The sequence below is a fragment of the Cupriavidus pauculus genome, assembly GCF_008801835.1.
Taxonomy (GTDB): domain Bacteria; phylum Pseudomonadota; class Gammaproteobacteria; order Burkholderiales; family Burkholderiaceae; genus Cupriavidus; species Cupriavidus pauculus.
Window position 1 is genome coordinate 94,115 of record NZ_VZOW01000017.1, and the last position, 20,812, is coordinate 114,926.

The following is a 20,812-nucleotide window of genomic DNA, read 5'->3' on the forward strand; positions in this document are numbered from 1 at the left end:
TGCACGCGACAACCCCACGTCATCCATCTCGCCGTTGCACAAGACAAGGTCCACGCCATGACCACCGTAACGCCCCGCTCCACCCATCTCCATATCGTCACCGGCGCCTCGCGCGGCCTGGGCGCGGCGCTGGTGCGCGCGCTGCTCAAGCCGGGCAACCGCATCATTGGCGTGGCACGCAGCCGCAATACCGAGCTGGAGGCCGAGGCGTCGGCCAGCGGCGTGCCGGTGGCCTGGCACTTGCAGGATCTTGCGCAACCGGGCCCGTCGGCGGGCTGGCTGGCGAGCGTACTGGAAGCCGTGGACGAGGCGCCGGCCAGCGTCACGCTGATCCTCAACGCAGGCGTGGTGGAACCGATCGGCCCGATCACGTCGCTGCACGAGAACACGCTGGTGCCGCATCTGCAAACCAACCTGGTTACGCCGATGACGATGACGGGCGCGTTCATCACAGGCACCTCGCGCTTCGATTGCCCGCGCAAGATTCTGGCGATCTCGTCCGGCGCGGCGCGCAATCCCGTGCCGGGCTGGAGCGCTTACTGCGCCGGCAAGGCGGGGCTGGACATGTTCATCCGCTCGGTCAACGCCGAGTACGGCAACCTGCCGGACGCGCACGCGGTGCGCGCCGTGGCGCTGGCGCCGGGCGTGGTGGACACGGGCATGCAGGAAACCATCCGCGGCGCCGATTTCGCGCAGGTGCAACGCTTCCGCGACCTGAAGGCCAACGACCAGCTGGCGTCGCCCGAAGACGTGGCGCAACGTATCGTCACCTATCTTGGCCGCGCCGATTTCGGCAAGACCGAACTCGACGACATCCGCAACCATTGAACCGACTGACGCGCGCGGGCGCTTGCTTGCGCGCGACCGAAACTCACATCATGACCGAACAGACCCGCACGCCGGCCGCCGAAGCGCCAGCCGCAGACGAGAACAAGATCATCGCTGAGCGGCGCGAAAAGCTGCAGGCCCTGCGTGCGCAGGGCGTAGCCTTTCCGAACGACTTCCGCCCGACGCATCAGTCCGGCGCGCTGCATGCGCAATACGGCGAGACCGACGGCCAGACGCTGGAAGCCAATCCGGTAGAAGTGGCCATCGCCGGGCGCATGATGCTCAAGCGCGTGATGGGCAAGGCCAGCTTTGCCACTGTGCAGGACGGCAGCGGCCAGATCCAGTTCTACATCACGCGCGACAAGGTTGGCGAGGATGTCTACGCGGCGTTCAAGCATTGGGACCTGGGCGACATCATCAGTGCGCGCGGCGTGCTGTTCCGCACCAACAAGGGCGAGCTGTCGGTGCAGGTGCGCGAACTGCGCCTGCTGTCGAAGAGCCTGCGCCCGCTGCCGGACAAGTTCCACGGCCTGGCCGACCAGGAGCTCAAATATCGCCAGCGCTACGTCGACCTGATCGTCTCGCCGGAAACTCGCGACACGTTCCGCGCGCGCACCAAGGCGATGTCGTCGCTGCGCCGCCATATGGCCGACGCCGGCTTCATGGAAGTGGAAACGCCGATGCTGCATCCGATTCCGGGCGGCGCGGCGGCCAAGCCGTTCATCACGCATCACAACGCGCTGGACATGCAGATGTTCCTGCGCATCGCGCCCGAGCTGTATCTGAAGCGCCTGATCGTGGGTGGCTTCGAGCGTGTGTTCGAGATCAACCGCAACTTCCGTAATGAAGGGGTGAGCCCACGCCACAACCCCGAATTCACGATGATGGAGTTCTACGCGGCCTACACGGACTATCGCTGGCTGATGGACTTCACCGAGAACCTGATCCGACAAGCGGCAATCGACGCAAGCGGCAGCGCGGTGCTGACCTACCAAGGCCGCGAACTGGATCTGTCGCGCCCGTTCCATCGGCTGACGATCTGCCAGGCGATCCAGAAGTTCGCGCCCGAATATACCGACGCGCAGCTGGCCGATGCCGACTTCCTGCGCAGCGAGCTCAAGAACAAGTTCAAGATCAACACCAGCGCGCCGCAGTTCCTGAACGCTGGCCTGGGCACACTGCAACTGGTGCTGTTCGAGGAAACCGCCGAATCGCAACTGTGGGAGCCGACCTTTATCGTCGACTATCCGGTCGAAGTGTCGCCGCTGGCGCGCGCATCGGATACCGAGTCGGGCATTACGGAACGCTTCGAGCTGTTTATCACCGGGCGCGAAATCGCCAACGGTTTCTCGGAACTGAACGATCCCGAAGATCAGGCCGACCGTTTCCGCAAGCAGGTGGAGCAGAAGGATGCGGGTGACGAGGAAGCCATGTATTTCGACGCCGATTACATTCGCGCGCTCGAATACGGCATGCCCCCGACGGGCGGCTGCGGCATCGGTATCGACCGCCTAGTCATGCTGCTGACCGACAGCCCGAATATTCGCGACGTGATCCTGTTTCCGCACCTGCGCCGGGAAGACTAAGCAGTTGCGCTGGCGGGCAAGACCCGCACCGCGCATGACAGGCCCCGCCTTTTTGGCGGGGCTTTTTCATTTCTGCAGGCTCCGGTCCGCGCGCACGGCCACTTGTAACAACGAGCCGCCGGCAGGCCGTCGCAAAAGATCTCTAACCCATTGAATTTAAAAGAACAATTCAGCTACAGATACTTACAAAATCAAACGGCATTTGGCGCGCGCTTCGGACAGACTTCAAGTATCTACTACGTCCCGTAGTCGTCGGAGAACAAACAATGTCTGGTCCGGAATCGCTTCCTACCCTGCCACCGTCGCGCCGCCTGCATCCGCTGATCGGCGCCGCTGCGGTGGCGGTTGTCATCGCCAGCCTGACCGCGGTTGCCGCCATTACTGGCGTGCTGCCGACCGGCAAGGCCAGTCAGGGCACCCCCGAGGCATCGATGTCGAACGCGACTGCCTCGTACAGCGAGCCCCAACCCTATCCGTCCGCGCGCGCGGCCCAGGGTACGCAGGCGCAGGCTGCGCAAGGTCAGATGCCAGCACCCGGCTCGACCACGCGGCCACCCGCCTACGATGCCCAGCAGGCGTCCGGCATGGCGCCGCCGCCGGGCGCGCCGGCTCAGCAGGCGCAGGCCGAGCCCCGGCCGGCGGCTCGCCCCAGCCATACCGCTGGACACGTGACAGGCGTACAGGTGGTGGAAGCCGAAAAGCCGACCAGCGGACTTGGCGCCGTGGGCGGCGCCGTTGTGGGCGGCTTGCTCGGTAATCAGATCGGCAACGGCAATGGCCGCATCCTCGGTACGGTAGCGGGCGCTGCCGCAGGCGGCTTTGGCGGTAACTATGCCGAGAAGAAGCTGAACACCAACAAGTCTTACCGTGTCAGCGTACAGATGGATGACGGCTCAAGACGCACCTTCACCTATCAGAACCCGCCGGGAGTGGAGGTGGGCCAGCGTGTGCATCTGGAGCGCGGCGTGCTGGTAACCGGCTGATACGCCGGCTGATACGCCGGAAGCGCCGCGGAAATATCGGGCGCCACTCGGCGCGTGTACAAGGCCGGCCATGTGCCGGCTTTGTTATCTGAGACGGCCTAGCGTCCCCGCCAGAGGCCGTCATGCTTTCGAGTTGCGCCGCCGCGATTGGCTCGTGACGACGTGAGTCGAAAATCCGCTTACTGCGCTTCCTCGATCCAGGCGGCCTGGATCGCTTCCAGGATTTTCTCGCCCGAACGCTCTGGCAGGTCGCTGAATCCATCGAGCTCCAGCACCCACTGGCGCAGTTGCGTGAAGCGCACCGTCAAAGGGTCCACATCCGGAAATTTGTCGTACAGCGCCGCAGCGATATCGTAGGTATCAGTCCATTTCATCGGGGAAACTCCGGGCGGCAGGCTCAGTGGCCTTCCTTGGCGTGGTTGATCGTGTATTTGGGGATTTCGACGGTCAGGTCCGTGTCAGCGACGAGCGCCTGGCACGACAGCCGCGAATTGGGTTCGAGACCCCACGCCTTGTCCAGCAGGTCTTCCTCTTTTTCCTCGGCATCTTCAAGCGAGTTGAAGCCCTCGCGCACTACCACGTGGCAGGTGGTGCATGCGCATGACTTTTCGCACGCGTGCTCGATTTCGATACCGTTGTTGAGCAGCGCGTCGCAGATGCTGGTGCCGGTGCTGGCTTCGAAGACGGCTCCCTCGGGACACAACTCGACGTGGGGCAAAACGATGATCTGTGGCATTTCTATCCTGTTCTCTTTGTAGCGTCGGCGCTTAGCCGATCTCCTGCACTTTCTTGCCGGCCAACGCACTCTTGATCGAGCGGTTCATGCGGCGTGCGGCGAATTCGTCGGTGCCGTGCGACAGCGCCTCAACGGCGGCCTTGATCGCGTGATGGTCTTCGCCCCGGGCAATCTCGCCAACCTTGGCGATCAGCGCTTCGACTTCGGCGCGTTCTTCCGGCGCCAGCAGATCGCCGTCCACTTCCAGCGCGCGCTGGGTGGCTTCCATCAGACGCTCGGCTTCGACGCGCTCCTCGGCCAGCGCCCGCGTCTTCATGTCCTGCTCCGCTTCCCGGAAGCTCTCCTGCAACATGCGCGCAATATCGTCATCGGCCAGACCGTACGACGGCTTGACCGATACCGACGCTTCCACGCCCGAATTGGTTTCGCGCGCCGATACAGAAAGCAGGCCGTCCGCATCGACCTGATAGGTCACGCGGATGCGCGCCGCGCCGGCCACCATCGGCGGAATGCCGCGCAGCTCGAAGCGCGCGAGGGACCGGCAGTCGCTGGCCAGTTCGCGCTCGCCCTGCAAGACGTGGATCGCCATCGCGGTCTGGCCATCCTTGAAGGTGGTGAACTCCTGCGCGCGCGCCACCGGGATCGTGCTGTTGCGCGGGATGATCTTCTCGACCAGCCCGCCCATGGTTTCGACGCCCAGCGACAGCGGAATGACATCGAGCAGCAGCCAGTCTTCGCCTGGCGCGTGATTGCCGGCGAGCAGATTGGCCTGCATGGCCGCACCGAGCGCCACGACCTTGTCCGGATCGAGATTGGTCAGCGGTTGCTGGCCGAAATATTCGCCGACCGCCTTGCGGATGGCCGGCATGCGCGTGGCGCCGCCAACCAGCACCACGCCCTTCACCTCATCCGGTGTCACACCGGCGTCGCGCAACGCCTTGCGCACCGGCGCGAGCGTCTTCTGCACCAGATGCGCGGTGATTTCGATAAACGTCGCGGCCGTCAGCGGCAGATGCACGATCTCGCCGCTGGCCAGCACGGCGTCGATCACGGTGCTGTCGCTGGACGACAGTGCTTCCTTGGCGGCGCGGGCGCGCACCATCAACAGACGCATGTCCTCGGCGGACAGCGGCTGCAGGCCGGCCTGCTCGACGATCCAGCACAGCAGGCGCTGATCGAAGTCGTCGCCGCCAAGCGCGGAATCGCCGCCGGTCGACATCACCTCGAACACGCCCTTGGTCAGCTTGAGCACCGAGATATCGAACGTGCCCCCGCCCAGGTCGTACACGGCATAGATACCTTCGGCTGCGTTGTCCAGTCCGTACGCGATCGCCGCGGCGGTCGGTTCGTTGAGCAGGCGCAGCACGTCCAGGCCCGCCAGTTGCGCGGCGTCTTTGGTGGCCTGGCGTTGCGCATCGTCGAAATACGCCGGCACGGTGATCACCGCGCCGACCAGATCGTCGCCGAGCGAATCCTCGGCGCGCTGGCGTAATGTGGCCAGGATCTCGGCCGACACCTCGACGGGACTTTTCACGCCCGCCACGGTCTTCAGTTGGACCATGCCCGGCGCGTCGACGAAATCGTAGGGGCTGTGTTCGATATTGCTGACATCGCGCAGGCCGCGTCCCATGAACCGCTTCACGGAAACAATCGTGTTCTTGGGATCGCGTACCGCTTCGTCCTGGGCCTTGTAGCCGATATGCGCGGTGCCGTTCGGCAGATAGCGCACCACGGACGGCAGCAACGAACGGCCGCTGTCGTCGGGCAGGACTTCGGGGATGCTGTTGCGCACGGCGGCCACCAGGGAATTGGTGGTGCCAAGATCGATACCGACGGCCAGGCGTCGCTGATGGGGCGCCGGCGACATGCCGGGTTCGGAAATCTGGAGCAGTGCCATGGGAATCTTCTAATCTTCGAGACGATCGATCGCTTCGCTGGCGTCGTGTTCGATCTTCTCGATAAACATCAACTGGCGCGCGGCGCCGCCGGCGGCGTCATTGTCGCCGGCGTCTAGCAACGCGCCGAGGGCTGCGTGCCGCTCGCGCTTTTCCTGTCGCAGGTCGCGCAATAGACGATCGAGCTGGTCGACCGCGCGCGCTTGCACCGCATCCTGCAGCGCCTCGCGCCATTCCATCTGCTGCATCAGAAACGCGGGCGCCATGGCCGTATTGCTCTCGGCCTGGATGTCGACGCCACGCAATTGCAGCAGATAGATCGCGCGCTTCAGAGGCTGGCGCAGCGTCCGGTACGCTTCGTTGGCATGCGCGGCCCACTGCATGGCCACGCGCCGCTCGGCGTCTCCGGCATTGGCAAAGCGGTCCGGATGCGCCTGCGTCTGAACGGTGCGATAGGCGGCGTCGAGCGCGGCCTCATCGACGTCGTATTGGGCGGGCAGTCCGAACAGCGAAAAGAAATCGTCTTTCAAAGCGCGTCTTTCAAGAAACATTCACAACAAAAAGGAGCGGTCATGCCGCCCCTTGTCGTGTTGCCGCCCGTGCGTCGCAAACCGAAGCAGGCGGCGCGGGCCGTCAGACCCGGAACGACTCGCCGCAGCCGCACTCGTCCCTGACGTTCGGATTGTTGAACTTGAAACCTTCGTTCAACCCTTCACGCGCGAAATCGAGCTCGGTGCCGTCGATGTACGGCAGGCTCTTCGGATCCACGATCACCTTGATGCCGTGCGACTCGAATACCTGATCCTCGGGCAGCAGTTCATCCACGTATTCGAGCTTGTATGCCAGGCCCGAGCAGCCAGTGGTCTTCACGCCCAGGCGCAGGCCCACGCCCTTGCCGCGACGTTCCAGGTAGCGGGCGACGTGCGTCGCCGCCTTTTCGGTCATTGTGATCATCTTTGCCTTGCTGTCGAACACCTCGCGCCGCTTGCGCCGTCACGCGAGGTCACACCAACCCATTTGAAGCTGCAGGCCGCCTGAGCGGTATCAGGCTGCCTTCTGCTCGGCGCCGCCGTGCTTCTTCTTGTAATCCTCGACGGCCGCCTTGATGGCGTCTTCCGCCAGGATCGAGCAGTGGATCTTCACCGGCGGCAACGCCAGTTCTTCGGCGATCTGGGTGTTCTTGATCTCCAGCGCCTGGTCCACGGTCTTGCCCTTGACCCATTCGGTCACCAGCGAAGACGAGGCGATTGCCGAGCCGCAACCATAGGTCTTGAACTTGGCGTCTTCGATCACGCCCGCTTCGTTGACCTTGATCTGCAGCTTCATCACGTCGCCGCAGGCCGGGGCGCCGACCATACCGGTACCCACCGCGTCGTCGTTCTTGTCAAACGAGCCGACGTTGCGCGGATTTTCATAGTGGTCGAGAACCTTGTTGCTATAAGACATTTTGGCTACCTCTGACGAATCTTTATGGGGTTTTTCTTGTTGCCTGGCCTGCGTTCAGTGCGCAGCCCACTGGATCGAATTCAGGTCGACGCCGTCCTTGAACATTTCCCACAGCGGCGACAATTCGCGCAGCTTGCCGATCTTGTTCTTGAGCAGCTCGACGGTGTAGTCGATTTCGGCTTCGGTGGTGAAACGGCCCACCGTAAAGCGGATCGAGCTATGCGCGAGTTCGTCGTTGCGGCCGAGCGCGCGCAACACATACGACGGCTCCAGCGACGCGGACGTGCAGGCCGAACCCGACGACACGGCCACGTCCTTGATGGCCATGATCAGCGATTCACCTTCCACGTAGTTGAAGCTGACGTTGAGGTTGTGCGGCACACGATGTTCCATCGAGCCGTTCAGGTACACCTCTTCCATGCTCGACAGGCCGTTCCACAGGCGGTCGCGCAGCATGCGGATACGCTCGTTTTCCGTGGCCATTTCTTCGCGGGCCAGACGGAATGCCTCGCCCATGCCGACGATCTGGTGCGTGGCCAGCGTGCCCGAGCGCATGCCGCGCTCGTGGCCGCCGCCGTGCATCTGCGCCTCGATGCGCACGCGCGGCTTGCGACGCACGTACAGCGCGCCAATGCCCTTCGGGCCATAGGTCTTGTGGGCCGAGAACGACATCAGGTCGCACTTCAGCGTGGCCAGGTTGATCAGCACCTTGCCGGTGGCCTGTGCGGCGTCGCAATGGAAGATGATGCCCTTGTCGCGGCAGATCTCGCCGATCTGCTCGACGTCCTGGATCACGCCGATCTCGTTGTTCACGAGCATCACCGAAACCAGGATCGTGTCCGGGCGGATCGCCTGCTTGAACACGTCCATGTCGATCAGGCCGTCGTCCTTGACGTCGAGGTACGTCACCTCGAAGCCTTGGCGTTCCAGCTCACGCGTGGTGTCCAGCACGGCCTTGTGCTCGGTCTTTACGGTGATGATGTGCTTGCCCTTGCCCGAGTAGAAATTGGCCGCGCCCTTGATGGCGAGGTTGTCCGACTCGGTGGCGCCAGACGTCCACACGATTTCCCGCGGGTCGGCGCCAACCAGCGCCGCCACCTGCTCGCGCGCCTCTTCCACGGCGCGCTCGGCGTCCCAGCCATAGGCATGGCTGCGCGAAGCGGGATTGCCGAACTGCTCGCGCAGGTACGGAATCATCTTGTCGGCCACGCGCGGGTCCACCGGCGTGGTCGCCGAGTAATCCATATAGATCGGGAAATGTGGGGTGGTGCTCATCGTTATGACTGCCTTATAGGGATCGCTAATCGCGTACTGCCTACTAATAGTTTAGATCGGTTACTGCAATCTTGCTCAGGACTGCGCAAGACTGAAGACCGAATTGACCATGCGGGCGCGTGCGGGCTTTTCCTGTTTCCCCGATTTGCCACGGGCCACGGTCACTGGCTGCTGCGCGGCGTCTTCGCGCATGTCGTGCAACACCGCCGGTTGCCGCGCGCGCTGCTGGTCGACCAGATGTTTCAGCGACACAGAGTCGAGGTACTCGACCATCTTCTGGTTCAGCGTGGCCCACAGTTCGTGGGTCATGCAGCGCCCGGATCCGTCGTCGCCGTTACAATTGCCTTTTCCCCCGCACTGCGTGGCGTCCAGCGGCTCGTCCACGGCGATGATGATGTCCGCCACGGTGACGTCCTCGGCCTTGCGGGCGAGGCTGTATCCGCCGCCCGGGCCGCGCACGCTTTCCACGATTTCGTGGCGGCGCAGCTTGCCGAACAACTGCTCGAGGTACGACAGGGAAATTTTCTGACGCTGGCTGATGCCGGCCAGGGTGACGGGTCCCTGATCCTGGCGCATGGCCAGGTCAATCATGGCGGTTACCGCAAAACGGCCTTTGGTGGTCAGTCTCATGATGCTCGGGGAGAGGGAATACTTGAGAATTTCGGTCGAGTTTACGATATCCCGACTAAATCAGTCAAGTTCCCCTTGCTGCAACGCACTGTTCCACCCGCTATAACGATGAGCGTTCCGCGGCCGGGGACTCCGGCTTGCTGCGCGGCGGAATCAACAGTGACATCGGATGCCTGACGATGCGCCGCCGCACCGCCCCTACCAACGCCTTGCGATCGACGCGCCGCAGGTTGCGTGATCGCAACGCCATATAGAACGCCAACGCGAAGCTCACCGCGACGTTCAGCACACCCATCAGCGCGATTCCCGCCACGGCCAGCCACAGAGACGGCATGCGCAGCGCATTGACGCCCAGCACGCCAAGCGCCGCCCCCACCGATCCGGTGGAAAGCGTGACGTGACGCACTTCCATATGGGGGCCGACGAAGCTCAGGATCTCGGGCCCCAGGCCCAGCAGGAATCCGAGCGACACATTGGCGGTGATGCCCGACAGGTTGCGCTTCCAGAAATCCGCCAGGCGCGTGGCGCCGCGCTGTCCCAGCACATAGCGCAGGCGACGGTTGTAAGCCATCACGTCGTGCACGCGATGCAGCGCAAACCAGTTGTCGGCCCAGCCGGCGATCAGGCTCGACAGCCACAGCAACACGCCCGTGAACACCGCATACAACGGCGTCGGGCCAAGAATCGAAAACGATTCGATCGTGGCGATGGCCTTGGCTGGCGTGATCAGGTTGGTGCCGAGCAGCTTCGCGGCGAGCCATTGCAGCGCGAATGCCACCGGAAATACCACCGAAAGATTGCCGAAGATCGCCGCCGCATTGGAGCGGATCATCGCGATCGTGTCATCGACAAACAGCTCGCGCCCGTCCGGCCGCCCCGCGCCATCGAGCCGGTGCGCGAGCGCCGGACCGGTCATCGCGGGCTGTTTGGTGGCCAGCGTGAAATGCGCGAAATGGATCGCCAGAAAGCTGCCCGCGTAGTTCAGCGATGCGAGAAAGCCTTCGGTGAATTTGTCGAGGTGCAGGCCATAGATCAGGAACTTCAGATAGACCGTGATCACGGTCACCAATCCGCCGCCCGCTGCCGCACGCATCAGTTCGCCATATTCCCTGCGGTCGCGCGTGATGTAGTGCTCGCCCGTTTCGGCCGAACGCTCCACCACCTTGCGCGCCAGCTGCGCGAACGACGTGCCAAGCAGATGTCCGACGCTGCGGCGCGCCTGCGTCGAGCGAATCAGTTCGGCGATCAGGTGCGCATGACGTTCGCGGCGCGAAGGATCGACCCAGGCATTGAGCAGCAGGTCGATACGCGACAGTTGCGCCTTCATGCGCTCGATCTGGAACACCACCTCCACCGATACGCCGTTTTCCTCGAGGTCGTCGTAGACCTGGCGCGCCGCGGCATGGCAGCCGTCGAGCAAGGCCCGGAAGTAGTTCAGACGATGCGCGAACGTTGCGCCATCATGCGCAAGGCCTTCCTCGCAGAGCGCGACGATGGCGGTATCGAGCCGATAGAACGGCGTGTCTTCGACGCGCCCGTGCAGGCGCGAGCGGATTGCCTGACTCAGCCCGGTGGCCTTGACGTGGCTCACCAGCACCTGAATGCTGGTCGTCAGCGTGGCCTCACGCGCGACGTGAAAGCGCTCCACGCCCTCGTCCGCGTCGGACAACACGGCCATCCCGAGGCGCTCGACGAGTTCGTTGTCGAGCGCTTCCACCCACTCGGCGTCGTTGTCGTCGACAAACAGCAGCGCGAACAATGCCGCCATATCGCTGCGATTGGGTGGCGGCGGCAGAAACCGCGCCTGCAGGCGGTCGACCATCTCGCCCCAGATGCCAGGGTGCGACGCCACGCCGGTATCGCAGAACAGCGCGGTTGGATCGTTGTCGCGCACGATGGCGCGCACCGTGCGGGCGAAGCTGTCGGACCACTCGGGATGGCGCGCCAGAACCTGCAGCAGATAGCGCAGGCGCACGTGCTCGGGATAGCGGCGCGCAGCGCTTGCATCGCCGTCTTGCTCCACCCCGGGGTTGCCGTCGCGCCGCAGCCAGTAGCCAAGTTCGACCAGCCAGGCGTTACGCTCGGCCAGCGGCGCGTCGGGATCGGCCGCTGCCAGGATGGCGTCGAGCTGAAGACTGGCGCTGCGCGATTCACGCCATTTACGAAACAGCAAACGCATCGTCAAGCCAGCCGTTGTGCGAGAAACGCGATCACGCCGTCGCAGGCGTCCTCGACGTAGTCGAGCACGCGCTCGAATCCATCGCCTTCGCCGTAATAGGGATCGGGCACTTCGTCTGCGCGTGCATCGCCTGCGAAGCTCATCAGCAGGCGCACCTTCGCGGCGCCGTCGGGATGCAGCGCGCGCAGCGCCGCCAGATTGGCGTGATCCATGGCCAGCACGAGATCGAAGCGGTCGAAATCGGTCACGTCAACCTGACGCGCGCGCAGCGACGACAGATCGTAACCGCGCCGCAGCGCATGGCGCTGACTGCGCGCATCGGGCGGCCGCCCAACGTGATAGTTGTGCGTGCCGGCCGAATCCAGTTCGACCTGATCGGCCAGGCCGGCGGCCTGCAGCTTGGCGCGCAGCACGCCCTCCGCCGTGGGGGAACGGCAGATATTGCCCATGCAGCACATCAGAATGGCGTATTTTTTCATCGGCGCGATTCTACCTGCCGCGCACCGGCGCCGATGCGCAATCGCCGGCTAAAGCTGTTCGGCGAGTTGACGGCCGCGCGCGAAACCGGCGGTCTCGGCGTCTTCGGGTGTCGCGAAATGCTCGCTCGGCGGGGAGGATTCGAGCAGCGTGCCAGCGGCGCGAATATTCGTGCCCTTGCGGCAAACTCGCACCGTGTATTCCCATTCGATCGGCGTCCGGAGTTTCACCAGCACCTGGATCTCGTGCGTGTCGAAAACCTTCTTTTTCCATTCACTGCGGTAGGCCATCAATGTCTCCTGGCCGACTGTGTCTTGTATTGACCCGTGGCCTGGGTCAATTCACTTCGCCGGCATCGATCGTGCGCATGGCTTCGGCCTCAGCCAGGGCAAGTGCCGCCTCGGGCGTCTGGGCCGCGCCGGTTTCCGTTTCAAACGTGGGTCCGCCGGGCTCGCCAAATGCATCGGCAATCGTCAGCTTTCCGGCGAAGCCGCCGCCCGCATGCGGGATCGCGCGGGCCACAACGGCATAACCACCATATTCGAACTGTGTCACCATGGCGCGCTCCTGGTTGGCGGCAGAGTCTGGGTTCCCATTGTTCAAAAACAGGCCCTAACCACTATAGGATGCCTTCGCGCCGCATGCGCATCAGAAGCTGATCCGGTATCCCCTCAACTTGACGGCGGCAGCAGATGGTCGCCGTCCGCGGCGCCGCCAAATACCTGCGCGCGCAGCTTGCTCAATTGATCCCGCACCTGAGCCGCTTTTTCGAATTCGAGATTCTTGGCGTGGTCCAGCATCTGCTTCTCCAGACGCTTGATTTCCCGGGATACCTGCTTCTCGCTCATATCCTCGTATTTGGCGCGTTCCGCAGCGGCGGTCAATTCTGCCTTGACCTCGTTGGCGTCATACACGCCGTCGATAATGTCCTTGATGCGCTTGACCACGCCACGCGGGACGATGCCATGCGCTTCGTTGTACGCGGTCTGCTTGATGCGGCGGCGTTCGGTTTCCTGAATCGCCACCTTCATCGAATCGGTCATGCGATCGGCATAAAGAATGGCCATGCCGTTCACATTGCGCGCCGCGCGGCCGATGGTCTGAATTAGCGACCGCTCCGCACGCAGAAAACCTTCCTTGTCCGCATCGAGAATCGCCACGAGCGACACTTCCGGAATATCGAGGCCCTCGCGCAGCAGGTTGATCCCGACCAGCACATCGAAGGTGCCAAGCCGCAGATCGCGAATGATCTCGACGCGCTCGACAGTATCGATATCCGAATGCAGATAGCGCACCTTGACGCCGTTCTCGGACAGAAATTCGGTGAGCTGTTCGGCCATGCGCTTGGTCAGCGTGGTCACCAGCACGCGCTCGTTGACCTTCACGCGCAGGTGGATCTCGCTTAACAGGTCGTCCACCTGCGTGGTGGCCGGCCGCACTTCGATAATCGGATCGACAAGTCCGGTGGGACGCACCACCTGTTCCACGACCTGCCCCGCGTGTTCCTTTTCATAATTGGCCGGTGTGGCGGTCACGAATACCGCCTGGCGCATCTTGCGCTCGTATTCGTCGAACTTGAGCGGCCGGTTGTCGAGCGCCGACGGCAGGCGGAAGCCATATTCGACCAGCGTGGTCTTGCGCGCGCGGTCGCCGTTGTACATGCCGTTCAACTGGCCGATCAGCACGTGCGATTCGTCGAGGAACATCAGCGCATCGGGCGGCAGATAATCGACCAGCGTGGGCGGCGGCTCGCCCGGCTTGGCTCCTGAAAGATGGCGCGAATAATTTTCGATGCCCTTGCAGAAACCCAGTTCCGAAAGCATTTCCAGATCGAAGCGCGTGCGCTGCTCAAGGCGCTGGGCCTCGACGAGCCGATTTTCCTTGTAGAAGAAATCGAGCCGCTCGCGCAATTCCACCTTGATGTCCTCGATCGCGCGCAGCACGGTTTCGCGCGGCGTGACGTAATGGCTGGACGGATACACCGTGAAACGCGGAATCTTCTGCCGCACGCGGCCGGTCAGCGGATCGAAAAACTGCAGCGAGTCGACCTCGTCGTCGAACAGTTCCACACGGACGGCCATTTCGGCGTGTTCGGCCGGAAAGATGTCGAGCGTATCGCCACGCACGCGGAAACTGCCGCGCTGGAAATCGGTTTCGTTGCGCGTGTACTGCATCGCGATCAGACGCGCGATGACGTCGCGCTGACTGATCTTGTCGCCCATGCGCAGCGTCAGGATCATCTGGTGGTATTCGCTGGGATTGCCGATACCGTAAATGGCCGAAACGGTCGCCACGATAATCGTGTCGCGACGCTCGAGCAGGCTCTTGGTGGCCGACAGGCGCATCTGCTCGATATGTTCGTTGATCGACGAATCCTTCTCGATGAACAAATCGCGCTGAGGCACATAGGCCTCGGGCTGGTAGTAGTCGTAGTAGCTGACGAAATACTCCACCGCGTTGCGCGGGAAAAATTCCCGGAATTCCGAATAAAGCTGCGCCGCGAGGGTCTTGTTCGGCGCGAAAACGATGGCCGGGCGCCCAAGGCGAGCGATCACATTGGCCATTGTGAAGGTCTTGCCCGAGCCGGTCACGCCCAGCAACGTCTGGTATGAGAGTCCGTCCTGCACCCCTTCCACCAGTTGCCGGATGGCCTCGGGCTGGTCGCCGGCGGGCGGAAACGGCTGGTACAGCTGGAACGGCGACCCCGGAAAAGAGACGAATTTGTCTTCATCCAGGGCGGGGGCGACTTCGGCGAGATTCGTCATAAACGTAGGGAAAAACCTGAGGAATACTGGCGGATTACGCTAGAATCTTGGGGTTGCGCGGATCGGTTCAAGGCCAGTGTGCCTGAACGCTGCTGTCAGGTTCTGTCAGGAGTGTCAGACGCCCCGGATTCGACCGGACCATGTTCCGACGCAGCCACAGCGCAGTCCGAAGCATTCTACGCCCTCCGTTTTGTTACACAGCTGACCACGAGATTCCAAATGAGTTTGTTTTCTGCCGTCGAGATGGCCCCGCGCGACCCGATCCTGGGCCTGAATGAAGCATTCAATGCCGATACGCGTTCCACGAAGGTGAATCTGGGTGTTGGCGTGTACTTCACGGACGAAGGGAAAATTCCGCTGCTGCGCGCCGTGCAGGAAGCCGAGAAAGCGCGCCTGGCCACCGCCACGCCGCGCGGCTACCTGCCCATCGAAGGCATTGCCGCCTACGACCAGGCCGTGCAAACGCTGCTGTTCGGCAAGGATTCGGCCCTCATCACCGAAGGCCGCGTTGTGACCGCCCAAGCACTTGGCGGCACCGGCGCGCTCAAGATCGGCGCCGACTTCCTGAAGCGTCTGTACCCGAACGCCTCCGTCGCCATTAGCGACCCGAGCTGGGAAAACCACCGCGCGCTGTTCGAAGCCGCCGGTTTCCCGGTGGTCAACTATGCCTATTACGACGCCGCCAGCCACGGCCTGAACTTCGCCGGCATGGTCGAATCGCTGAAGTCGTACCCGGCCAACACGATCGTCGTTCTGCACGCCTGCTGCCACAACCCGACCGGCGTCGACCTGAACGAAGCCCAATGGAAGCAAGTGGTCGAACTGGTCAAGGAACGCAACCTGATTCCGTTCCTGGACATGGCCTACCAGGGCTTTGCCGAAGGCATCGACCCGGACGGCGCCGCAGTGCGTCTGTTTGCCGAATCGGGCCTGCCGTTCTTCGTGTCCAGCTCGTTCTCGAAGAGCTTCTCGCTGTATGGCGAACGCGTCGGCGCGCTGTCGATCGTCACCACCGGCAAGGAAGAGGCACAGCGCGTGATGTCGCAGGTCAAGCGCGTGATCCGCACCAACTATTCCAACCCGCCGACCCACGGCGGCACCGTGGTGGCCACCGTGCTGAACAGCCCCGAGCTGCGCGCCATGTGGGAAGAAGAACTGGGTGAAATGCGCGACCGCATCAAGCTGATGCGCAACGCCCTGGTCGACAAGCTGGCCGCCAAGGGCGTGCCCGGCGACTTCTCGTTCGTGAAAGCCCAGCGCGGCATGTTCTCGTACTCGGGCCTGACTTCGGCTCAGGTCGACACGCTGCGCACCGAACACGGCATTTACGCCGTCAGCACCGGCCGCATCTGCGTGGCCGCGCTAAACAGCCGCAACATCGACGCCGTGGTAAACGCTATCGCAGCGGTCTACTAAGCCAGGCGTCCGCAAAGACGCCTCGCGGCGGTTGCGCAAAAAAGCAACACCCGCGACATGAAAAGGCGATCCGGAGTGCGCTCCGGGTCGCCTTTTTCTTTTCTTCAGCGTTGTCATCAGGATTTACGGCCGATGTCCTATCGTCCTCCCTGCTTGGTCGGGTAAGTTGGCGGCATATGCTGCAGAGCACGATCGTTCGATTGCGGGCATAATCGTTGCGCGACAAGCACTCGCGACCAGAAAGGCTAGACAAGCATGCTTTACCAATTGCATGAATTTCAGCGCTCGATGCTGAACCCGTTGACCGCCTGGGCTCAGGCGACAGCCAAGACATTTACCAATCCCCTCAGCCCGTTATCGCTGATTCCCGGTGCGCCGCGGATGGCTGCGGGATATGAGCTGCTCTACCGGCTCGGCAAGGAATACGAAAAACCAGCCTTTGATATCAAGGCTGTCCGTTCCAACGGCCGCGACATTCCCATCGTCGAACAGGCCGTGCTGGAAAAGCCATTCTGCAAACTGATCCGCTTCAAGCGCTACGCGGACGACCCGGAAACCATCAAGCTGCTCAAGGACGAGCCGGTCGTACTGGTTTGCGCGCCGCTGTCCGGCCACCACGCCACGCTGCTGCGCGATACCGTGCGCACCTTGCTGCAGGACCACAAGGTCTACGTCACGGACTGGGTCGACGCGCGCATGGTGCCGGTGGAAAGCGGCAGCTTCCATTTGTCCGACTACATCTATTACATCCAGGAATTCATCCGCCATATCGGCGCCGAAAACCTGCATGTGATTTCCGTCTGCCAGCCGACCGTACCGGTGTTGGCGGCCATTTCGCTGATGGCCTCGGCCGGGGAGAAGACGCCGCGCACGATGACCATGATGGGCGGTCCGATCGACGCGCGCAAAAGCCCGACGTCGGTCAATTCGCTGGCCACCAACAAATCGTTCGAGTGGTTCGAGAACAACGTCATCTACACCGTGCCGGCCAATTATCCCGGCCACGGCCGCAAGGTGTATCCGGGCTTCCTGCAGCATGCGGGATTCGTGGCAATGAACCCGGATCGCCATCTGTCATCGCACTACGACTATTACCTGAGCCTGATCGAAGGCGATGCCGACAATGCCGAGGCCCACGTGAAGTTCTACGACGAGTACAACGCGGTACTCGACATGGCCGCCGAATATTATCTGGATACGATTCGCGAGGTGTTCCAGGAATTCCGCCTAGCCAACGGCACGTGGGAAATCGACGGCGCGCCGGTGCGTCCGCAGGACATCAAGGGCACGGCCTTGCTGACGATCGAAGGCGAACTCGACGATATCTCCGGAGCGGGCCAGACCGCAGCCGCGCACGACCTGTGCGCGGGCATTCCGAAAACGCGCAAGCAGCACATCACTGCGCCGAAGTGCGGTCACTACGGGATTTTTTCGGGCCGTCGCTGGCGCGAGAACATCTATCCGGAACTGCGCGAATTCATCCGCAAGTATTGATCCGGCAAGCCGCCAGACAAAACGCCCGCGAATTTTTCGCGGGCGTTTTGTCTTGGCGCCGTCCCGATCAGAAAGGTCGGTTCAACGATTGGTCAGGTAGGACAGCAGCATATCGGTGTGCAATTCGGCAAAGCGCGCATGCTCTTCTTCCGACGCCACATCGCGACCGATCACCGCACTGATCGTATAGCGGTTGGACAGCACGTAATAGCCCAGCGCCGAAATCGTCAGGTAGAACTGCGGCACATCGATCTGGTCGCGAAATACGCCCTGCTTCTGTCCGCGCTGAATCACATCGGCCAGCACGTCCACCACCGGATTGATCAGCTCATGCAGTTGCGCCGATTTCTTCAGATGACGCGCCTCATGCAGGTTTTCGCTGTTGACCAGGCGGATGAATTCCGGATGCGCGTAATACCAGTCCCATATAAAGCGGGCCAGGGTCCGTACCGCCGCCACCGGATCTTCATCGGTGATATGCAGTTGCTCTTCGGCGGCACGAAATTCGGCGTACTGCCTTTCCAGCACGGCCAAAAACAGGCCTTCCTTGCTGCCGTAGTAGTAGTACAGCATGCGCTCGTTGGTTTCGGCGCGACGTGCGATCTGGTCGACGCGTGCACCGGCCAGACCGCCCTTGGCAAATTCCTCGGTGGCTGCCGCCATAATGCGTCGGCGTGTGCCCTCGGGATCCCGCTTGGTTCTTGGCTCGTTCGACATGAAATTCCGTCTGTCAGTTGCGCGGATTATGGCATAGCGTGTCACCCGGCTTGCGGCGGCCTCTCCCCTATCGAGTGACGCCGCATGATCGCCTTTTCTGCACTGCGGCGAAATCGGGGATAATCCTTGCCGCGCAGGCGCGCCACAGACCCGCCACGTCGCAGCCGCTCCCCTCGAAAACCGTTTTACGTCGTGATCCACACCCAATCGATCGCTGCCGGCGACAGCCTGGCAGACCGCCTTGAAGCCCTGCTGCCGCAAACCCAATGCACCAAATGCGGGTTCGATGGCTGCCGCCCCTACGCCGAAGCCATGGCCGCGGGCGAGGCCGCAAGCAACCGCTGCCCGCCGGGCGGCGCCGAGGGTGTGGTGCGACTATCCGCCTTGCTGGGCGTGGCACCCCAACCGCTGGACCCCGAGCGCGGCATCGAACAGCCGCGCACCGTGGCCCGGATCGACGAGTCGCTGTGTATCGGCTGCACGCTCTGCATCCAGGCGTGTCCCGTCGATGCCATCGTCGGCGCGGCCAAGCAGATGCATACCGTGCTGCCGGACTGGTGCACCGGCTGCGACCTTTGCGTGGCGCCCTGCCCGGTCGATTGCATCGCCATGATCCCGGTCACCGGCGCGAAGACTGGTTGGGCGGCATGGTCGCAGGAGCAGGCCGACATCGCGCACGTCCGTCATCTGGCGCGCCGCGAGCGGCTGGTGCGCGAACGCGCGGAAAACGACGCGCGCCTCGCCGCCAAAGCCGCCGCAAAGCTTGAAGCGCTGCAGGCCGAATCCGCCGCGAGCGAAGCCGAACAGGCCGCGCAAGCGCGCAAGAAAGCGATCATCCAGGCGGCGATCGAACGCGCGCGCCAGAAGGCCGCAGCGGCAAAACCGCGCAACACCGAAAACGTGTCGCCCGCCGTGCAGGCGCAGATCGATGCCGCAGAGGCGCGCCGTGCCCGGCTCGCCATCGGCACAGCCCCGCCCGAAGCCGATCACGCCGATCATGCCGATGGTGCCGATGGCGCCGATCATGCAGGCCGCGCCGACGATCCCGCTGACGCCGGCAGCCAGAACAAGAACGACGACAGCAATCCTCCGCGATGAATCCCGCCAAGCGCCTTGCGATCTTTGAAACCCTGCGCGAAGTCAATCCGACGCCGGAAACGGAGCTGGAATACAGTTCGCCGTTCGAATTGCTGATTGCGGTGCTGCTGTCCGCGCAAGCCACCGATGTGGGCGTGAACAAGGCCACGCGCAAGTTGTTTCCCGTGGCACACACACCGCAACAGATTCTGGATCTGGGCGAGGATGGGCTGATCGAATACATCAAGACGATCGGCCTGTACAAGACCAAGGCCAAGCATGTGATGGCAACGTGCCGGATCCTTGTCGAGCAGCATGGCGGCAAGGTCCCGCCCGTGCGCGAAGCGCTCGAAGCGCTGCCGGGCGTGGGGCGGAAAACGGCCAACGTGGTGCTCAACGTGGCATTTGGCCATCCGACCATCGCGGTCGACACCCATATCTTTCGCGTGGCCAATCGCACCGGCCTGGCACCGGGCAAGAATGTCGACGAAGTGGAGCAGAAACTGTTGAAGGTGGTGCCGAAAGACTTCCTGCACGATGCACACCACTGGCTGATTCTTCACGGCCGATACGTGTGCAAGGCGCGCAAGCCCGAATGCTGGCATTGCGCGATCGAGCCGCTCTGCGAGTTCAGGGAAAAGACGCCGGCGCCGAAATCGTAGGCGTCGCCGCCATCAAGGCGCGCGGTGTGTCAGCACCAGCGCCAGCCGCAACGCGGTGGCCGCCACCGACTCGACGTCGGGTGCATAGCCTTCGCGGATCCAATGCAGCGCCACGTGAATGATGCCGCCCGCGATCCCCGCGAGCAGCATTGGATCGGCAGCCGGGCAGCCGGGCAGCAAGGTGCGCGCCAGCAGTCCGCCAAACTCGCGCAGCGACACGCCCAGCGCCTCGTCCACCGGCTTGCTGACGCCGCGAATCTCCACCAGGAACACCCGCGCCGAGCGCGGCTCGCATTGCAGCGTGCCGAAATAGGTGCGCAGCATCGCCAGCGCGCGATGCTGGCCGTCGCCGCCCGCCGCCTCGCCGGCATGCTCGAGTTTATGCAGCAGCCGGTGCGTGACTGTTTGAAACGACGCCAGTAGCAACGCTTCACTGTTGGCAAACGATTCGTAAAAATATCGCTCGGTCAGTCCCGCCGCTTCGCAGACGGCCTTGACCGTGGCGTTCTGATAGCCGCGTTCGCCGTACACTTGCACGGCCGCGGCGATAAGCTGATCGCGTCGCTGGGCGCGGCGCTCGTCGGCGTCAGCGCCGCGATAGCGGCGCGCGGGGGAGAGCTCGGTGGTCATGCGCGCCATTATGACA

22 protein-coding genes are annotated in these 20,812 nt (G+C 63.1%); 7 read left to right on the forward strand and 15 right to left on the reverse strand.

Annotated features, from left to right (window positions below; genetic code table 11):
- Window positions 1-57 precede the first annotated feature (57 nt).
- The 3 genes from F7R19_RS18095 (at window position 58) to F7R19_RS30215 (ending at window position 3,397) form a co-directional block, all read left to right on the forward strand.
- Window positions 58-828, forward strand: coding sequence for an SDR family oxidoreductase (locus F7R19_RS18095; RefSeq protein ID WP_150981505.1), 771 nt, complete (start codon window positions 58-60; stop codon window positions 826-828).
- 50 nt (window positions 829-878) lie between these two features.
- Window positions 879-2,414: a lysine--tRNA ligase gene (gene lysS / locus F7R19_RS18100; protein ID WP_150981506.1), complete on the forward strand. Its 1,536-nt coding sequence runs from the start codon at window positions 879-881 to the stop codon at window positions 2,412-2,414.
- Window positions 2,415-2,680: 266 nt separating this feature from the next.
- Complete coding sequence (locus tag F7R19_RS30215; protein ID WP_223505677.1) at window positions 2,681-3,397, forward strand: glycine zipper 2TM domain-containing protein; 717 nt, start codon at window positions 2,681-2,683, stop codon at window positions 3,395-3,397.
- Window positions 3,398-3,576: 179 nt separating this feature from the next.
- Here F7R19_RS30215 and iscX read toward each other — a convergent pair whose 3' ends face one another.
- The 13 genes from iscX to uvrB all read right to left on the reverse strand — a co-directional run bounded on the left by iscX (window position 3,577) and on the right by uvrB (window position 14,800).
- On the reverse strand, window positions 3,577-3,771 hold the full coding sequence (gene iscX, locus F7R19_RS18110) for a Fe-S cluster assembly protein IscX (RefSeq protein ID WP_150981507.1): 195 nt from the start codon (window positions 3,769-3,771) through the stop codon (window positions 3,577-3,579).
- A gap of 23 nt (window positions 3,772-3,794) precedes the next feature.
- On the reverse strand, window positions 3,795-4,133 hold the full coding sequence (gene fdx, locus F7R19_RS18115) for an ISC system 2Fe-2S type ferredoxin (protein ID WP_061956042.1): 339 nt from the start codon (window positions 4,131-4,133) through the stop codon (window positions 3,795-3,797).
- A 31-nt stretch (window positions 4,134-4,164) separates the two neighbouring features.
- Entirely contained in the window at window positions 4,165-6,030 is a 1,866-nt protein-coding gene (gene hscA / locus F7R19_RS18120) for a Fe-S protein assembly chaperone HscA (RefSeq protein WP_061956040.1), read from the reverse strand.
- A 9-nt stretch (window positions 6,031-6,039) separates the two neighbouring features.
- On the reverse strand, window positions 6,040-6,558 hold the full coding sequence (gene hscB / locus F7R19_RS18125) for a Fe-S protein assembly co-chaperone HscB (protein ID WP_061956038.1): 519 nt from the start codon (window positions 6,556-6,558) through the stop codon (window positions 6,040-6,042).
- A gap of 103 nt (window positions 6,559-6,661) precedes the next feature.
- Window positions 6,662-6,982: an iron-sulfur cluster assembly protein IscA gene (gene iscA / locus F7R19_RS18130; protein ID WP_150981508.1), complete on the reverse strand. Its 321-nt coding sequence runs from the start codon at window positions 6,980-6,982 to the stop codon at window positions 6,662-6,664.
- Between the two features lie 90 nt (window positions 6,983-7,072).
- Window positions 7,073-7,474 (reverse strand): Fe-S cluster assembly scaffold IscU, encoded by a 402-nt coding sequence (iscU, locus tag F7R19_RS18135; RefSeq protein WP_061956036.1) that lies wholly within the window; start codon window positions 7,472-7,474, stop codon window positions 7,073-7,075.
- A 54-nt stretch (window positions 7,475-7,528) separates the two neighbouring features.
- Window positions 7,529-8,749 (reverse strand): IscS subfamily cysteine desulfurase, encoded by a 1,221-nt coding sequence (locus tag F7R19_RS18140; RefSeq protein ID WP_061956034.1) that lies wholly within the window; start codon window positions 8,747-8,749, stop codon window positions 7,529-7,531.
- Window positions 8,750-8,824: 75 nt separating this feature from the next.
- Complete coding sequence (gene iscR, locus F7R19_RS18145) at window positions 8,825-9,379, reverse strand: Fe-S cluster assembly transcriptional regulator IscR (protein WP_150981509.1); 555 nt, start codon at window positions 9,377-9,379, stop codon at window positions 8,825-8,827.
- 100 nt (window positions 9,380-9,479) lie between these two features.
- On the reverse strand, window positions 9,480-11,558 hold the full coding sequence (locus tag F7R19_RS18150) for a site-specific recombinase (RefSeq protein ID WP_150981510.1): 2,079 nt from the start codon (window positions 11,556-11,558) through the stop codon (window positions 9,480-9,482).
- Between the two features lie 2 nt (window positions 11,559-11,560).
- Window positions 11,561-12,037: a low molecular weight protein-tyrosine-phosphatase gene (locus F7R19_RS18155; RefSeq protein ID WP_150981511.1), complete on the reverse strand. Its 477-nt coding sequence runs from the start codon at window positions 12,035-12,037 to the stop codon at window positions 11,561-11,563.
- Between the two features lie 48 nt (window positions 12,038-12,085).
- The gene (locus F7R19_RS18160) at window positions 12,086-12,325 is read right to left on the reverse strand and encodes a hypothetical protein (protein WP_061956025.1); all 240 of its coding nucleotides are present in this window, start codon (window positions 12,323-12,325) and stop codon (window positions 12,086-12,088) included.
- A gap of 46 nt (window positions 12,326-12,371) precedes the next feature.
- Window positions 12,372-12,593 (reverse strand): hypothetical protein, encoded by a 222-nt coding sequence (locus F7R19_RS18165; protein ID WP_061956167.1) that lies wholly within the window; start codon window positions 12,591-12,593, stop codon window positions 12,372-12,374.
- Window positions 12,594-12,706: 113 nt separating this feature from the next.
- Window positions 12,707-14,800, reverse strand: coding sequence for an excinuclease ABC subunit UvrB (gene uvrB / locus F7R19_RS18170; protein ID WP_061956023.1), 2,094 nt, complete (start codon window positions 14,798-14,800; stop codon window positions 12,707-12,709).
- A 219-nt stretch (window positions 14,801-15,019) separates the two neighbouring features.
- Between uvrB and F7R19_RS18175 the strand changes: the two genes are divergently transcribed.
- Both F7R19_RS18175 and F7R19_RS18180 read left to right on the forward strand, forming a co-directional pair.
- Complete coding sequence (locus F7R19_RS18175; RefSeq protein ID WP_150981512.1) at window positions 15,020-16,216, forward strand: amino acid aminotransferase; 1,197 nt, start codon at window positions 15,020-15,022, stop codon at window positions 16,214-16,216.
- Window positions 16,217-16,471: 255 nt separating this feature from the next.
- A complete protein-coding gene (locus F7R19_RS18180) occupies window positions 16,472-17,710 on the forward strand; it encodes a polyhydroxyalkanoate depolymerase (protein ID WP_150981513.1) in 1,239 nt (412 codons plus the stop codon).
- An 81-nt stretch (window positions 17,711-17,791) separates the two neighbouring features.
- On the opposite strand, the gene F7R19_RS18185 is transcribed toward F7R19_RS18180, so the two are convergent.
- Window positions 17,792-18,427: a TetR family transcriptional regulator gene (locus tag F7R19_RS18185; RefSeq protein ID WP_150981514.1), complete on the reverse strand. Its 636-nt coding sequence runs from the start codon at window positions 18,425-18,427 to the stop codon at window positions 17,792-17,794.
- A gap of 210 nt (window positions 18,428-18,637) precedes the next feature.
- Between F7R19_RS18185 and rsxB the strand changes: the two genes are divergently transcribed.
- The gene (rsxB, locus tag F7R19_RS18190; protein ID WP_150981533.1) at window positions 18,638-19,525 is read left to right on the forward strand and encodes an electron transport complex subunit RsxB; all 888 of its coding nucleotides are present in this window, start codon (window positions 18,638-18,640) and stop codon (window positions 19,523-19,525) included.
- The gene (gene nth / locus F7R19_RS18195; protein WP_061956015.1) at window positions 19,522-20,166 is read left to right on the forward strand and encodes an endonuclease III; all 645 of its coding nucleotides are present in this window, start codon (window positions 19,522-19,524) and stop codon (window positions 20,164-20,166) included. Before rsxB ends, nth begins: the two co-directional genes overlap by 4 nt.
- Window positions 20,167-20,178: 12 nt before the next feature.
- Here the strand turns inward: nth and F7R19_RS18200 are convergent, their stop codons facing one another.
- A complete protein-coding gene (locus F7R19_RS18200; RefSeq protein WP_150981515.1) occupies window positions 20,179-20,805 on the reverse strand; it encodes a TetR/AcrR family transcriptional regulator in 627 nt (208 codons plus the stop codon).
- Window positions 20,806-20,812 lie beyond the last annotated feature (7 nt).